This window comes from Acidovorax sp. JMULE5, assembly GCF_013376875.1.
Classification (GTDB): domain Bacteria; phylum Pseudomonadota; class Gammaproteobacteria; order Burkholderiales; family Burkholderiaceae_C; genus Acidovorax; species Acidovorax facilis.
Window position 1 is genome coordinate 4,368,973 of sequence record NZ_CP035951.1, and the last position, 14,434, is coordinate 4,383,406.

Below are 14,434 nucleotides of genomic sequence, written 5' to 3' on the forward strand. Positions count from 1 at the left end.
TTACTGAAAAGCGACCTCGGCAAAGCTGCGCAGCTTGCGGCTGTGCAGGCGGTCCACGCCGCCGTTGCGCAGGATCTCGATGGCGCGCATGCCGATGCGCAGGTGCTGGTCCACCCGCTCGCGGTAGAAGTGGTTGGCCATGCCGGGCAGCTTGATTTCGCCGTGCAGGGGCTTGTCGCTCACGCACAGCAGGGTGCCGTAGGGCACGCGAAAGCGGAAGCCATTGGCGGCGATGGTGGCGCTTTCCATGTCCAGCGCCACGGCGCGGCTCTGGCTGAAACGGCGCTGGGGCGTGTTGTCGGGCAGCAGCTCCCAGTTGCGGTTGTCGGTGCTGGCCACGGTGCCGGTGCGCATCACGCGCTTCAGGTCGGCGCCGCTGATCTGCGTGACATCGGCCACGGCCTGCTGCAGCGCCAGCTGGATCTCGGCCAGCGCCGGGATGGGCACCCACAGCGGCAGGTCTTCGTCCAGCACATGGTCCTCACGCACATAGGCGTGGGCCAGCACGTAGTCGCCCAGCTGCTGGCTGTTGCGCAGGCCCGCGCAGTGGCCCAGCATCATCCAGGCGTGGGGGCGCAGCACGGCGATGTGGTCGGTGATGGTCTTGGCGTTGGCGGGGCCCACGCCGATGTTGACCATGGTGATGCCGCTGCTGTCTGCGCGCACGAGGTGGTAGCCGGGCATTTGCGGCAAGCGCGGCGGGGCTACGCCCAGTTCGTCGCCGGGCTGGGCACTCAATCCCACGCGGCGGGTGACCACGTTGCCCGGCTCGATGAAAGCGATGTATTCACTGTCGGGCTTGGCCATCTCGGCGTGGCCCAGGCGCACAAATTCGTCGATGTAGAACTGGTAATTCGTGAACAGCACGAAGTTCTGGAACCACTCGGGCGCCGTTCCCGTGTAGTGGCGCAGGCGGTGCAGAGAGTAGTCCACGCGCGGCGCGGTGAACAGCGACAGCGGCTGCGCCTCGCCCGGGCGGGCCTGCCAGGTGCCGTTGGCGATGCCGTCGTCCATGGCAGCCAGGTCGGGCAGGTCGAACACGTCGCGCATCAGCATGCGGCGCTCGGGCGTCAGCGTGCCCTCGATGTGGTCGTGCTCGGCAAACGAAAAATGGATCGGAATGGGGTGGGCGCTGGTGCCCACTTCCAGCTCCACGTTGTGGCTGGCGCGCAGCAGGCGAAACTGCTCGGCGTAGTAGTGAGCGAACAGGTCGGGCCGGGTGAGGGTGGTTTCGTAGCGCCCAGGGCCTTCCACAAAACCATAGGCCAGCTTGGTGTCGGCCCGCGCCACGGTGGTGGTGTGCACCCGTACAAAGGGGTAGAACGCGCGCACGGCGCCTTCGGGCGTTTCGCCCGCCACAAAACGCTGCATGGCGTCGCGCAGGTGGCCAATCTGTTGCTGGTAAATGCGCTGCACCTGGGCCAGTGCGTCGGCCGGGTCGGTGTGGCGGGTGGGAGCGATGAAGTCGGGGATGAGGGGCATGCTCCTATTGTCCACAAGCCGGGAAGGTGTCAGTGTGACGGCACCGGGAAGGGATCGGAAACAGGTTCTTAAACCGGCAAATCGCGCATCCAGCGCTGGAGCGCCACGGCATCCAGCGGCACCGACACCACATGCCCCTGGATCAGGTCACACCCCAGGCCCTTGAGCAATTGCACCTGCGCCGGGGTTTCCACCCCTTCGGCCACGGTTTTGAGCTGCAGGCTGCGGGCCATCTGAATGACGGCCGTGACGATGGCCACGTCGTCGGGGTTGCCGGGCGTGTCCACCACAAAAGACCGGTCGATCTTGAGGCTGTCGATGGGGTAGCGCTTGAGGTAGGCCAGCGACGAATACCCCGTGCCAAAGTCGTCGATCGAGATGCCCACGCCCAGCGCTTTGAGGGCATTGAGGGTGTCCAGAACCTGGCCGGTCTGGTGCATGAGCACGGATTCGGTCAGCTCGATCCCCAGGTACTGCGGCGCCAGGCCGGTATCGCGCAGCGCCGCAGCGATTTCGCCAGCGACATCGCGCTGGCGAAATTCGAGGGCCGACAGGTTCACCGCCACGGGCACCAGGGCCAGGCCCTCGTCCTGCCATTCCTTGAGCTGGCGGCAGGCCTCGCGCATCACCCAGCGGCCGATGGGGGTGATGAGGCCGCGCGATTCCGAAAAGGTAATGAACTCGTCCGGCCCCACCAGGCCGCGCTGCGGGTGGCGCCAGCGCACCAGAGCCTCCAGCCCTTGCAGGGAGCCGTCTTCCAGGCTGATCTGGGGCTGGTAGTGCAGCACAAAGGCGTTGTCCACGATGGCCTCGCGCAGAAGGCGCTCGTGCTGCAGCACATCGATGGCGCTGGCTTCCATGCTGGGGGTGTAGAACTGGCGGTTGCCGCGGCCGCTTTCCTTGGCGTGGTGCATGGCTGCATCGGCGCAGCGCAGCAGTGCATCGCCGGTGGTGGCGTGTTCGGGGAAAAGGCTGATACCGATGGAGGGGGACACCGTCAGCGGCACCTGGCCCAGGGTGAAAACGCCGTGCATGGACGCCAGCAGCTTGTCGGCCACCCGGGCGGCATCGTCGGGGCCCTGCACATCGGTCAGCACCACCACAAACTCATCGCCGCCCAGCCGCGCCACCACGTCAGCGTCGCGCACGCCCTGGCGCAGGCGTTCGGCCACGTTGCACAGCAGCTGGTCGCCTGCATGGTGGCCCAGCGAGTCGTTCACCGTCTTGAAGTGGTCCAGGTTCACAAACAGCACGGCCGCGCGGCCATGGCGCCTGCGGGCCAGCGACAGCACCTGCGACAGCTGCTCCATCAGGAAGTGGCGGTTGGGCAGCTGCGTGAGCGTGTCGTGCAGCGCAATGAAGGCTTCGCGTTCCTGGGCCTGCTTGCGGGCCGTGATGTCACGCACCACCACGATGCGGTAGTCCGCATGGTGCAGTGGCATGGTCTTGCCCACCACCTCCACGGGAATGGCGTGGCCGTCCTTGTGGCGGATGGTCACTTCGTAGGGGTCTTCGCGCCCGCTACGCGTGTAGTCCAGCGCCACGGCCCGCCATTCAGGGCTGATGAAGTTGAAGATTGACAGGCCTACCACCTCCGCCAGCGGGTATCCCGTCAGCCGAGTCAGTGCCTCGTTACCATCGGTGATGATGCCGTCGCGGTGGAAAACGATGGCCTCGTCCGTCGCTTCGGTGAACTTGCGCATGCGCTCTTCGCTCTGCCGCACCTGGCGTTCCGCGCGCCAGCGCTCGGTGATGTCGGTGATCAGCACGAACGAGCCCAACTGCTGCGCGCTGGCGCCGAAGTGCGGGATCAGGTTGACCTCGATCATCCGCGCCTCGCCATTGGGCAGGGTTTGCTCGCGCGTGTATTTCACGCGCTCACCGTGTGAGCAGCGCTCCACATGCGGCTGAATCGCCTGCCAGGCCTTGTCGCCAATCGCCTCCTGCACCGTGAGGCCCAGGATGGATTCGGTGCTGTGGCCGTTGTAGGCCGAGTACCCCTGGTTGGCAAACTGGCAGCGCAGGCCCGGCAGGTCGTAATAGGCCATCAGGGCCGGGACCGAGTCAGCAATCAGGCGCAGCAAAGCGTCGCTGGAGCCGCTGGGGCCAGGGGCGGGGGCTGCGTTGAGGGTGTCTTGCATGGGCTGGCGTTGATGGGATTCGTTATAGCTGATAGACCTGACAGCAAGGCTTGGGGCAACTCCCCATGCAAGTTTGCTGCGCGGGTGGGCGGGTTGCAGCTATCTATCTGTCACCATGGGGCATTGCCAGACGAACAAAAGACAGGAAAGGTGCGGGAGTTCCATGCAGGAGTTCGGAGGTTTTTCCACAGCGCTGGCCGTGCTGGCGAGCGCAGCGGGGTGCGGTTTGCTGATGGGTATTGAGCGCGAGCGTCGCAAAGGGGCGGGGCCCGACCGGGCGCTGGCCGGGGTGCGGTCGTTCACCCTGGCTTCCCTGGGGGGCGCGGCAGCTGCGCTCACGGCGGTTCCTGTGCTTGTGGTGGTGGGGGCCCTGTTGGTAGCGGCCCTCACGGTGGTGGCCTATGCGCGCGACCGCTCTGGCGACCCTGGCGTCACCACCGAGATCGCCCTGTTTCTGGCCTATCTGATCGGGGTGACCTGCGCGCGCGACCAGTTGCTGGCCGCCGCCCTGGCGGTGGTGGTGACGGGGCTGCTGGCGTTGCGGGACGTGTTGCACCAGTTTTCCAACCAGTGGCTGCAGCCCGGCGAGGTGCGCAGCGGGCTCATTCTGGCCGCCTTGGCTTTGCTAGTGTATCCGCTGGCCCCCAACACCCCCTGTGGCAAGACGTGCTGAACCCGCAGGTGGTGGTGCGCCTGGTCATCGTGCTGCTGGTGATCCAGTCGCTGGCGCACCTGGCCAAGCGACTGATGCAGGCGCGCCATGCCGTGGCGCTGTCGGCGCTGGCCTCCGGGTTTGTCTCGAGCACCGCCACCATTGGCAGCCTGGGGATGGAGGTGCGAGCGGGCCGGGCCACAGCGCACACCAACGCAGGCGCTGCGGTGCTGTCGTGTGTGGCCACCATGGCCCAGATCGTGGTGGTGGCCGCCACCGTGCAGCCGCAGTGGCTGGCGCGGCTGTGGCTGCCCGCGCTGGCGGGCGGGTGTGTGGCGGCCGCCGTGGGATGGTGGGGCGGGCGCGGCGCGGCGCACCTGTCTGCGAAGGCTACGGACGCCGGTGCGGAGGTGGCGGTTGCTGTACCCCCTGACACCCCCATGTTCAAGCTGCGCGATGCCTTGCTGATTGCTGCTCTGCTCACGGGCATTCAGGCCGGTGTGCAGGGGCTCACGGCGTGGCAAGGCGACGCGGGCATGCTGGCGGGCGCGCTGCTGGCGGCCCTGGCCGACGTGCATGCCGCCACGGCGGCCGTGCTGGTGCGCGGCGGCCCGGACAGCGCGGCCGCACCTGCCATTGCGCAGGCCCTGATGGCCGCGCTGCTGGTGCATGCAGGCAGCAAGTGTGCGGTGGCCCTGGCCAGTGGTGGCTGGCGCTACGCGCTGGCCGTGGCACCGGGCGTGCTGGCGCACACCCTGGCTTTTGTGGGGTGTTGGCCCTGCAGGCATAGCGGCTGGTGAAGGCGGGGCCGGATAATCGGCCCATGACCTCCAAAGAAAACCAAGCCCGCACTGATTTCAGCGCGCTGGCCCTGAGCCCCGCCACGCTGGCCAACCTGCAGCAGCTGGGCTACACCACCATGACCCCCATCCAGGCTGCCAGCCTGCCGCCCGCATTGCTGGGCAAGGACCTGATCGCCCAGGCCAGCACCGGCAGCGGCAAGACCGCCGCCTTTGCGCTGGCCCTGCTGGCCAACCTCAACCCCCGCCGTTTTGCCGTGCAGGCGCTGGTGCTGTGCCCCACGCGCGAGCTGGCCGACCAGGTGACCACCGAGATCCGCCGCCTGGCGCGGGCCGAAGAAAACATCAAGGTCGTGACCCTGTGTGGCGGCGTGCCGCTGCGCGCACAGACGCTGAGCCTGGAGCACGGCGCGCACATCGTGGTGGGCACGCCCGGCCGCGTGATGGACCACCTGGAGCGCCAGCACCTGTCGCTGGAAGCGCTCAACACCCTGGTGCTCGATGAGGCCGACCGCATGCTCGACATGGGCTTCTTCGACGACATCGTCGTGGTGGCCAAGCAGTGCCCCAAGGAGCGCCAGACGCTGCTGTTTTCGGCCACGTACCCCGAGGGCATCGCCAAGCTCAGCGCCCAGTTCATGAAGTCGCCCGAGCAGATCACGGTGCAGGCCCAGCATGCCGAAGGCAAGATCGAGCAGCGCTGGTACGAGGTGAAAAACAGCGAGCGCCTGCACACGGTGTCGCAGCTGCTCAACCACTTCCGGCCTGAATCGTCCATCGCCTTTTGCAACACCAAGCAGCAGTGCCGCGACCTGGTGGGTGTGCTGCAGGCCCAGGGCTTCAGCGCGCTGGCGCTGTTTGGCGAGCTGGAGCAACGTGAGCGTGATCAGGTGCTGGTGCAATTTGCCAACCGCAGTTGCTCGGTGCTGGTGGCCACCGACGTGGCCGCGCGGGGCCTCGACATTGCCAACCTGGCCGCCGTGATCAACGTGGATGTGACGCCCGACCCCGAGGTGCACATCCACCGCATTGGCCGCACCGGCCGGGGCGATGCCGACGGCCTGGCGCTGAACCTGGCCAGCCTGGACGAGATGGGCTCCGTGGGCAAGATCGAGCAACTGCAGGGCCGCGAGTCGCGCTGGTTCCCGGTGGCGGACCTCACACCCACAGGCAGCGGCCCGCTGGTGCCGCCCATGGTCACCATCCAGATCATCGGTGGCCGCAAGGAAAAGATCCGTGCGGGCGACGTGCTGGGTGCGCTGACCGGCGAGATGGGCTACACCCGCGAGCAGATCGGCAAGATCAACGTGAACGACTTCTCGACCTACGTGGCGGTGGACCGCGCCATTGGCGCGCAGGCCGCCCAGCGCCTGAACCAGGGCCGCGTGAAGGGCAAGACCGTGAAGGCGCGGCTCGTCACGGACTGAGAGGCTGAGAGTCTTTTATCCATGCCCGCCTTGCACGCGAAAACGCCCCGGCTCGTCGTTGCAAATGCTCGCCATAGCCCGAGCTATGGCTGTGCTTTGCGCCTAGATCCGAGGCGTTTTCGCGCGCTTTTCGGGCTCGGCTAAAAAACTCTCAGCCTCTGAGGCGCTCACGTGGGGCCAGCGCCGCTGCGCGGAGGCTGGCTGCGCTGGTGGCAGGTGAAAGTTTTGGTAGGCGGTTTCAACAACGAAGTGCGCCAGTACCCAGTGTAAGTGGGCTCACTTTGTAGCCATGGAACACCTCATGCGGAGTCTTCCAGCCCAAGCATCTGCGGGGTCGGTGGTTGAGCCGGTACACGGCTTGGAGCACCTGCTCTTCGCTGGCCGTGCCCAGATCGCTGCCCTTGGGGAAGTAGTGGCGTAGCAGCCCATTGTGGTTCTCGTTGAGCCCCCGCTGCCAGGGGCTGTGCGGATCGGCGAAGTACACCTTCGTCTTCAGGCGTCTATGCACCCACCTGTGCTCGGCGAATTCCTTGCCGTTGTCCAGCGTGAGGGTGTGGCGGTGCTTGGGATGGTGCCTGAGCATTTCGATGATGGCCTGGCCCACCGGCTCGGCCTGGCGCCGCTGCACATGCTGCGCCAGTGTGTAGCGCGAGCGTCGCTCGGTCAGGGTCACCAGCCCTGCCAGTCCACCCGCACCTGAGACGATGGTGTCCCCCTCCCAGTCACCCAGGCGCGCTCGCTTGTCCACAATGGCGGGGCGCTGTGCGATACCCACGCGATCGCGCAGTTGCCCCGCACCCGAATGTGCCTTGCGTCGGCGCTGGCCGCAACGCAGGCGCGGTGCAGCTTGTCCCATGCGGCGCAGCCGGTTGTAGATGCAGGTGTGGCTGATGCGCAGGCGCTTTTCCAGCCCCAGGCGGGCGGCGGCCTGCTGAGGTGACAGATCCAGCTGCAGATACGACAGCACCAACTCCCACTGGGCATCGTCAAAGCGCTGAGCGTTGGTCTGACCACTTTGGCGCGCAAGAGCCTGTTGATGGGCGCTGTGGGCTTGGTACGCCGTGCTGGCGCCGCTGTTGCGCCTGATCTCGCGGGCAATGGTGCTGCGGTGGCGCCCCAGGCGCAGGGCTGTCTGTGTGATCGACAGCCCCACGTCGCGAAGGCATTGGATTTGGTAACGTTCGCTTTGGCTCAGATGGGTGTAGTTCATGGTGCACTTGGGTTGACTGGCAGGTCACACAAGTCATCTTCACTTACTTGTCTGGGCCTACCTTTTGGCAACGTGCACTTCGTTGTTTAAACCGCCGTAAAAACTGCCGCCAGCGCTTAATGGGTGTCATTTGTTGCTATTTATTTGATAGTGACCAGGTTCTGCCCGGCGGCGGATCATTCCCGCAGTTTTTTTCACGCCGCCTGTGGCATCTACGCATTGCACCAAGACCTATAGAGGACTATAGTTCTTGGCATGACCACATCCCACAAAGTTGTTGCCTTTGACAGTGCCCCGGGACTGAGCCGCTACGCCGCCCTGGCCGCCGCCCTGCGTGCCCGCGTGGTGGCCGGGGAGTGGCCACCCGGCTCGGCCCTGCCGGCAGAAAGCCTGCTGGCTACCGAGCACCAGGTGGCGCTGGGCACCATGCGCCGTGCGCTGGAACTCCTGGTGGCGCAAGGCCTGGTGGAACGCATACACGGCCGGGGCACCTTTGTGCGCCAGGGGATTGCCGGTGCGTCGATGCTGCGGTTTTTCCGGTTTGACAGCGGCAGTGGCGAAATGCCGCGCTCGCGCATCCTGTCACGCCAGCGCGTGGCGGCCCCGGCCGCCGTGGCCCGCAGGCTGGGCTTGGCCACGGGCGAGCTGGTGCTGCGACTGCAGCGTTTGCGCCTGCTGGCCGACCAGCCCTGCCTGCTGGAAGAGCTGTGGTTGCCGCTGGATGTGTTTGCTTCCCTGGCTGAAGGCAGCACCGCCGAATGGGACGACCTGCTGTACCCCATGTTCGCGCGGCGCTGCGGCGTGCATGTGCACCGTGCCGTGGACGACATTGGCTTTGCCGTGCTGACGGCCGCTCAGGCCATCCCCCTGGGGCTGGCCGCAGGCCATCCGGGCGTGGTGGTGCAACGGGCCGCCTACGACCTGGGCGGGCGCTGCGTCGAATGGCGCACCACGCGCGGCGATGCCCATGCCTTTCACTACACCGTGACCATTACATGAACGACAACCGCGGGGGTGTCCGTGGCCTGGCAAGCCAGTTCCACACCCCCTGCTGGACTTGGGGCGCCAGCTTCCTGCGTGTCCCCCTGAACGCCTGAAAACTCAACCAAGGAGACCTGTATGCCCCATCTGTCCGATCCTCTGAACCCCCCTGGTCTGTCGCGCCGCGCGGCGCTGGCTGCTGTGGGCGCCACCTTGGCCGCCCCCTGGGTGCACACCCGCGCCGCGGGCGTGGGCGGCGGACGCACCGTGACCCTGGTTGTCTCTTACCCGGCAGGCGGCGGTGCCGACCTGATGGCCCGCATCATCGCGCCCCGCATGGCCGAGGCGCTGGGGCAAGGCGTGGTGGTGGACAACAAGCCCGGCGCCAGCGGCCAGCTGGCCGCATCGGCCGTGGCCCGCGCCACGCCGGATGGCACCACACTGCTGCTCGATGCATCGTCGTTCGCCGTCAACCCATCGCTGTATCCCAAGCTGCCCTACGACAGCAACACGGCCTTTGTGCCACTGGCCGTGTTGGCGACCTTTCCGAACGTGCTGGTGTGCCACCCGGGCTTCGGTGTCAATTCCGTCAAGGAGGTCATCGCACGCGCCAAGGCCAAGCCCGAGGACGTGGCCTATGCGTCGTCCGGCAATGGCTCGGCCCAGCATCTGGCCGGGGCGTTGTTTGAAGAGCGCACAGGCGTGCGGCTGTCCCACATTCCCTACCGTGGGGGCGGCCCTGCCATGAACGACGTGATGGGCGGGCAGGTGCCGCTGTTCTTTGCCAACGTGGCCTCGTCCCTGGGCCACATCCAGGCAGGCAAGCTGCGGCCGCTGGCAGTGACCAGCGCCGTGCGCGCCCGCTCGCTGCCCGATGTGCCCACCATGGCGCAGGCCGGCGTGGCCGACTACGAAGTGCTGGAGTGGAACCCCGTGCTGGCTCCGGCGGGCATTGCGCCCGAGGTGCGCACGCAGCTGGTCAACGCCATCCGCAAGGCGCTGGCAGACCCTGAGGTGCTGGGACGCATCCGCGCGCTGGGCGGCGATGCCTTTCCCGATGCCACCCAGGCCAGTGCGGGCAAGTTCATCCAGGCCCAGCAAGCGCAGTGGGGCAAGGTCATCCGTGAGCGCAAGATCGTGGTGGGCTGACCCATGGGTGCGCTGGCCACATCCACACCGTTGCGGGATGCCCTGGAGGGATGGGACACGCACGTCCATGTGTTTGATGCCGCCGCCCCGGTCCAGGCTGGGCACTACCAGCCTGCGCACCAGCCCCTCGAACGCATTGAGGCAGAAGCCGCGAAGCTGGGCGTGGGCCACCTCGTGTTGGTGCAGCCCAGTGTGTACGGCACCGACAACCGGCTGGTGCTCGACGCCCTGGCGAGCGAACCGGGTCGGCACCGTGCCGTGGTCGTGGTGGATACCGACATTGCGGATGCTGTGCTGCAGACCATGCACGCCCTGGGCGTGCGCGGCGTGCGTTTCAATCTGGTGTCCCCCGTGGGCAACGGGGCGCAGGCCATGCAGGCGCTGGCGCCCCGCCTGAAGGCGCTGGGCTGGCATGTGCAGTGGTATGCAGCACCCGCCCAACTGGCGCAGATTGCCCAGCTGCATGCGCAAACGGGGCTGCCCTGTGTGCTGGACCATCTGGCGGGGATGCACGCCGCCTTGGCGCAGGACGATGCGGCCTGGCAGGCGCTGGCAAGGCTGGCCGACCTGGGGGCATGGGTCAAGCTGTCGGGCTGGTACCGCCTGCACGCCGTGGCCCCGTACGCCGAACTGCACGGCGCGATCCGCCGCGTGGCCGGGCTGATGGGTGAGCGGCTGGTGTGGGGTTCGGACTGGCCCCACACGGCGTTTGCTCCGCACGCTATGCCCCCCTACGCGAGTGTGTGGGAGCCGGTGGTGGATGCCCTGGGCTCGGCGCGCGCCGACAAGGTGCGCATGGCGGGCGCTAAGCTGTACCGCTGAAGCGAAGGGGGTGTGGGGGCATTGGCATGGGTGCTTGCCGCACCCTCCGTCTCTCTACCTGGCGCCTGCCTCATCCAGCATCCGCACCATTTCGCTGAAGCCGCGCTGCCGTGCAAGTTGGAGCGGCGTGTTGCCCTGCCGGTCGGTCAGCGTCTGGCTCGCACCCGCCCGCAGCAGGGCTTGCAGGGTCGCTTGGTGGCGCGGGCCGCCGTTGCCCAGCACAATGGATTCGATGAGCGCCGTCCAGTGCAGGTTGTTCACATGGTCCAGCGGCGCGCCGGCGGCGATCAGCTGGCGCACCACGCCGTCGTGCCCCAGGTGCGCAGCGGCGATGAGTGCCGTACCGTCGTAGCGGCTGGTCACCTGTTTGGCGCTGGCGCCCAGTTGCAGCAGCACGCGCAGCGTGGCCTCGTCGTCGGCCACGGCGGCAATGGTCACGGCGTCGTAGCGGTCGTTTTCCAGCAGATCCAAGCCAGCGCCTGCTTTGGCAAGGGTGCGGATCGCTTCGGCCTGCCGGGCGTATGTGGCCACATGCAGCGGTGTGCGGCCGTAAGCGTCGCGTGCGTTCAGATCACCCTTTGCGGCAATCAGCTTGTTCAACGTCGGCATGTCACCCCGCGCCGCAGCGGCATGCAGGCCCTGGTAGGCCGCAGTTTCGGCCGCTGTGGGAGGCACTTGGGCGGGTGCCGGGCGTGGGTGTGTCAGCAGCAGCGCACACGTGAACCCTAAAGGCAAGGCAAAAAAACGAACCATGGTGTTTTCCTCTCGGGGTATCCAATCCGTCGCTACGCAGAACTTGCTGCGTCGGCTATGTGCGCGGCCAATGCCCGCGGCCACCGCGCAAGGGCCGCCCCGCCGCGCTGGTGGCGTCCCGCTGGGGGGAAGGCGCGCAGCGCCACAGGGGGTTACTTGATCTGATCCTGCACCTTGGCGATGCCTGCGACAGCACATTGCTCGTCCAGGTGGCCACCGGGTGCGCCGCCCACGCCCACGGCACCGATGACTTCGTTACCCAACTTCACTGGCACGCCACCGCCCAGCAGCAGGTAGCCGGGGATGTTCACCAGGTTGGCGGCAGCGGGGTTCTTCTGGGCGCCTTCCATCATGGCCAGCGTGGTGTTCTTGGCCGATGCCGAGGTGTAGGCCTTCAGGCGACTGGCTTCCAGCGTGTGGGGGCCTGCGTTGTCGGCGCGGTGCACGGCGCGCACGGTGCCTGCCCGGTCCACCACGGTGGCGGTCACGTTGTAGCCGTTGGCGCTGCAGGTGGCGACGGTTTGCGCGGCGATCTGCGTGGCCAGGTCCAGCGAGATGTTCTTTTCGGTGCGTACGCCTTCGGCGCTGGCGGCGGTGGCGATCAGGGACAGGGTGAGGGCGGCGATGGTGACGAGGCGGTTTTGCATGGTGTTCTCCGGTGTTTTTGACGTCGGTGCCACCCGTTGTGGCGCCGTGGGAGAACTGTAAAAAAGGCTGCGGTTTTCAGCCATTCGGGCGGCTACGCGCGGGCCTCCGTAGAACTACGGAAGGCCTTTGCAAAGCTGCTCAGGATGTCGCATCCACCAGCGCCGCATACCGCCGTATCAGTTGCGCCAGCGATTCCGCGCCCAGCTTGCCAAACAGGTTGGCGCGGTGCGTTTCCACCGTGCGGGGCGACAGTGCCAGCGCGCGCCCGATCTCCTTGTTGGTCAGGCCCTCCACGATCAAGCCCAGCACCTCACGCTCGCGGGCCGACAGTTGCACGAAGCGCTCGCGCGCCTGCTGGTCGGCCTGGTGGCGTTCGCGGGATCGCACATGCTGGCGCACGGCGTTCTGCAGGGCTTCAATCAGCACTTCGTCGTCCACCGGCTTTTCCAGAAACTCCGCCGCCCCGGCCTTGAATGCGCGGCGGCACATCTCCACCGTGCCGTGGCCGGTCAGCAGGATCATGGGCTGGTCCACGCCCTGCGCCAGCAGCTGCTCCAGCACCGTGAGGCCGCTGATGCCGGGCATGCGCACATCGAGCACGATGGCGCCGATACTGGCGCGGTCAAACCCTGCCATGAAGGACTGCGGGTCGGCCCAGGCCTGCACGCGCAGGCCCACGGTGCTGATGAGCAGGGAGAGGCTGTCGCGCACGGCGGCATCGTCGTCCACCAGGTGGATCAGGGGCGAGAGGGATTGCGCGTTATCGGTCATGGGCGGGTGGTGCGGTGGGCAGGGTCAGCACAAACTCTGCGCCCCTTGGGGCTTGGGCTGGCGCTGTGGCCTCAGGCGCCAAGGCCAGCTGCGCGCCCATGGCCTGCGCCAGGCTGTCGCATAGTGTCAGGCCCAGTCCCAGCCCGCCCGTGCGTGTGGTGTAGAACGGCTCGAACAGGCGCTGGCGTGCCTCGGGTGGTATGCCCGGGCCGTGGTCGCGCACCGACAGGGTCACGTGCCCGATATCGGTGCGCGCCATGGCAATGTGCAGCTGGCGTTCGGTGGCTGGCACCTGTTCCAGTGCCTGCAATGCATTCATCAGCAGGTTGTGGATGATCTGCTGCAGGGCCACAGGCTCGGCCAGCACGGTGGGCAGGTCGGGGGCGGTGGTCACGCTGGGCACCACACCACGCTGGGCCAGCTCGGGCTCCAGCAGGTGCAGCGCGTCGTGCACGGCCGTGGGCAGCGCCAGCGGCTGGGCCTGGCCTGCCAGGTCGGGGCGCTCCACCAGGCGGCGCAGGCGACCCACCACGGTGGAGGCGCGGCGTGCCTGCTCCACCGCACGGGCCATGGCCGTCTGGGCGGTGTCGAGGTCAGGCGGTTCATCGGCCAGCAGGCGCTGGGCGGCCTGGGTGCTTGACAGCAGGGCCGTCAGTGGCTGGTTCAGCTCGTGCGCCATGCCGGCGGCTAGCTCGCCCAGTGTGTTCAGGCGTGCCACCTGGCCCAGGCGCAGCAGCTCTTCGGCCCGCTGGCGGGCCACGCGCTGGCTCCACAGTGCGCGGCCAGCAGCCCACAGCGCAGCGGTCAGCACGCACCAGCCCAGCATGCCCCACCACGGCAGCTCGTGCAGGCCCACGCTGCGGCGGGCCACCACGTCCAGTGGCTGGCTTTGCGCCGCCAGCAGCTTGTGAAACTCGTAGGTGCGGCTCCAGGCGCCCACGTCGGATCGGCCGGGCTGTACGACGAAAGCCTCGCCATCGCGCTCCAGCGTCACGCGCACGGGGCTGGTGGTCCTGTCCATGGGCCACTCGTCCGTGGGAATGGTGCTGCGCAGGTCGATGTGCAGTGCGTAGCTGGCGGGCGTGCCTGCCAGCACGAGGTGATAGCGGCCTGCGGGCAGGTTCAACCCTGCCATGGCCGCATGGCCGGTGCGGCGTGAGGAGGCTTCAGCGGCCGCCAGTTCTGCCTGCAGTGCGGGGGGCCAATCACTCTGCGCTGTGCGCTGCAGCACCGCCAGAATTTGCGGGTAGACCGAAGGCAGGCGGGGCAGGGGGGATGCGGCGTCGGTGCTGTTGCTCGCTGCGGCGGTGGGCTGCAGCAACGCCAGCGTGGCCATGATGGCATCGTGCTGCACCACACGCTGGCTCAGTAGCCGGTGCACGATGCGCGCGTCGGTCTCGAACGCTGCGTGCAGCTGCTGCAAACGCGCGACTGCCAGCCAGCTGGCGCCTGTGCATGCGACCACGGCCCAGAGCAGCAGGCTGGGGAGATGCAGGGTGCGGTACGAAGGAAGGCGGCGGCGCCATGCCGGGGTCATGCGCGGATTCTGGCATGGGGGCTTGCGCGGGACGCGCTTCGACGATGGAGCGCTGTCTGAG

General features: G+C 67.5%; 13 protein-coding genes. 6 read left to right on the forward strand and 7 right to left on the reverse strand.

Annotated features, from left to right (window positions below):
- Together EXV95_RS19890 and EXV95_RS19895 are read right to left on the reverse strand one after the other, a co-directional pair.
- Positions 1 to 1,482, reverse strand: a complete 1,482-nt coding sequence (locus EXV95_RS19890; RefSeq protein ID WP_176888171.1) for an AMP nucleosidase — start codon at positions 1,480 to 1,482, stop codon at positions 1 to 3.
- 68 nt (positions 1,483 to 1,550) lie between these two features.
- Entirely contained in the window at positions 1,551 to 3,623 is a 2,073-nt protein-coding gene (locus tag EXV95_RS19895) for a bifunctional diguanylate cyclase/phosphodiesterase (protein WP_176888172.1), read from the reverse strand.
- 163 nt (positions 3,624 to 3,786) lie between these two features.
- Between EXV95_RS19895 and EXV95_RS25035 the strand changes: the two genes are divergently transcribed.
- The 3 genes from EXV95_RS25035 to dbpA are packed head-to-tail and all read left to right on the forward strand — an operon-like array spanning position 3,787 to position 6,502.
- Positions 3,787 to 4,296, forward strand: coding sequence for an MgtC/SapB family protein (locus EXV95_RS25035; protein ID WP_255484812.1), 510 nt, complete (start codon positions 3,787 to 3,789; stop codon positions 4,294 to 4,296).
- Complete coding sequence (locus EXV95_RS25040) at positions 4,290 to 5,075, forward strand: DUF4010 domain-containing protein (RefSeq protein WP_255484813.1); 786 nt, start codon at positions 4,290 to 4,292, stop codon at positions 5,073 to 5,075. Before EXV95_RS25035 ends, EXV95_RS25040 begins: the two co-directional genes overlap by 7 nt.
- Positions 5,076 to 5,098: 23 nt before the next feature.
- Positions 5,099 to 6,502: an ATP-dependent RNA helicase DbpA gene (gene dbpA, locus EXV95_RS19905; RefSeq protein ID WP_176888173.1), complete on the forward strand. Its 1,404-nt coding sequence runs from the start codon at positions 5,099 to 5,101 to the stop codon at positions 6,500 to 6,502.
- A 238-nt stretch (positions 6,503 to 6,740) separates the two neighbouring features.
- Here dbpA and EXV95_RS19910 read toward each other — a convergent pair whose 3' ends face one another.
- Positions 6,741 to 7,712 (reverse strand): IS30 family transposase, encoded by a 972-nt coding sequence (locus EXV95_RS19910; protein WP_176885716.1) that lies wholly within the window; start codon positions 7,710 to 7,712, stop codon positions 6,741 to 6,743.
- Positions 7,713 to 7,967: 255 nt separating this feature from the next.
- On the opposite strand from EXV95_RS19910, the gene EXV95_RS19915 reads away from it, so the two are divergent.
- The 3 genes from EXV95_RS19915 (at position 7,968) to EXV95_RS19925 (ending at position 10,664) form a co-directional block, all read left to right on the forward strand.
- Complete coding sequence (locus EXV95_RS19915) at positions 7,968 to 8,711, forward strand: GntR family transcriptional regulator (protein WP_176888174.1); 744 nt, start codon at positions 7,968 to 7,970, stop codon at positions 8,709 to 8,711.
- A 120-nt stretch (positions 8,712 to 8,831) separates the two neighbouring features.
- Positions 8,832 to 9,842, forward strand: a complete 1,011-nt coding sequence (locus tag EXV95_RS19920) for a tripartite tricarboxylate transporter substrate binding protein (protein WP_176888175.1) — start codon at positions 8,832 to 8,834, stop codon at positions 9,840 to 9,842.
- Positions 9,843 to 9,845: 3 nt separating this feature from the next.
- Positions 9,846 to 10,664, forward strand: a complete 819-nt coding sequence (locus EXV95_RS19925; protein ID WP_176888176.1) for an amidohydrolase — start codon at positions 9,846 to 9,848, stop codon at positions 10,662 to 10,664.
- A 54-nt stretch (positions 10,665 to 10,718) separates the two neighbouring features.
- On the opposite strand, the gene EXV95_RS19930 is transcribed toward EXV95_RS19925, so the two are convergent.
- The 4 genes from EXV95_RS19930 to EXV95_RS19945 all read right to left on the reverse strand — a co-directional run bounded on the left by EXV95_RS19930 (position 10,719) and on the right by EXV95_RS19945 (position 14,373).
- Positions 10,719 to 11,417, reverse strand: coding sequence for an ankyrin repeat domain-containing protein (locus EXV95_RS19930; RefSeq protein WP_255484814.1), 699 nt, complete (start codon positions 11,415 to 11,417; stop codon positions 10,719 to 10,721).
- 152 nt (positions 11,418 to 11,569) lie between these two features.
- Positions 11,570 to 12,064: a heme-binding protein gene (locus tag EXV95_RS19935; RefSeq protein ID WP_176888177.1), complete on the reverse strand. Its 495-nt coding sequence runs from the start codon at positions 12,062 to 12,064 to the stop codon at positions 11,570 to 11,572.
- A gap of 139 nt (positions 12,065 to 12,203) precedes the next feature.
- A complete protein-coding gene (locus EXV95_RS19940; RefSeq protein WP_176888178.1) occupies positions 12,204 to 12,836 on the reverse strand; it encodes a response regulator transcription factor in 633 nt (210 codons plus the stop codon).
- On the reverse strand, positions 12,826 to 14,373 hold the full coding sequence (locus EXV95_RS19945; RefSeq protein ID WP_176888179.1) for a sensor histidine kinase: 1,548 nt from the start codon (positions 14,371 to 14,373) through the stop codon (positions 12,826 to 12,828). Before EXV95_RS19945 ends, EXV95_RS19940 begins: the two co-directional genes overlap by 11 nt.
- Positions 14,374 to 14,434: the final 61 nt, after the last annotated feature.

Coding starts and splice junctions, on each gene's coding strand:
- EXV95_RS19910 (WP_176885716.1), bottom strand. CDS start 7,712: ATGAACTACACCCATCTGAGCCAAAGCGAACGTTACCAAATCCAATGC.
- EXV95_RS19930 (WP_255484814.1), bottom strand. CDS start 11,417: ATGGTTCGTTTTTTTGCCTTGCCTTTAGGGTTCACGTGTGCGCTGCTG.
- EXV95_RS19915 (WP_176888174.1), top strand. CDS start 7,968: ATGACCACATCCCACAAAGTTGTTGCCTTTGACAGTGCCCCGGGACTG.
- EXV95_RS19920 (WP_176888175.1), top strand. CDS start 8,832: ATGCCCCATCTGTCCGATCCTCTGAACCCCCCTGGTCTGTCGCGCCGC.
- EXV95_RS19925 (WP_176888176.1), top strand. CDS start 9,846: ATGGGTGCGCTGGCCACATCCACACCGTTGCGGGATGCCCTGGAGGGA.
- EXV95_RS19890 (WP_176888171.1), bottom strand. CDS start 1,482: ATGCCCCTCATCCCCGACTTCATCGCTCCCACCCGCCACACCGACCCG.
- EXV95_RS19945 (WP_176888179.1), bottom strand. CDS start 14,373: ATGACCCCGGCATGGCGCCGCCGCCTTCCTTCGTACCGCACCCTGCAT.
- dbpA (WP_176888173.1), top strand. CDS start 5,099: ATGACCTCCAAAGAAAACCAAGCCCGCACTGATTTCAGCGCGCTGGCC.
- EXV95_RS25035 (WP_255484812.1), top strand. CDS start 3,787: ATGCAGGAGTTCGGAGGTTTTTCCACAGCGCTGGCCGTGCTGGCGAGC.
- EXV95_RS19895 (WP_176888172.1), bottom strand. CDS start 3,623: ATGCAAGACACCCTCAACGCAGCCCCCGCCCCTGGCCCCAGCGGCTCC.
- EXV95_RS19940 (WP_176888178.1), bottom strand. CDS start 12,836: ATGACCGATAACGCGCAATCCCTCTCGCCCCTGATCCACCTGGTGGAC.
- EXV95_RS19935 (WP_176888177.1), bottom strand. CDS start 12,064: ATGCAAAACCGCCTCGTCACCATCGCCGCCCTCACCCTGTCCCTGATC.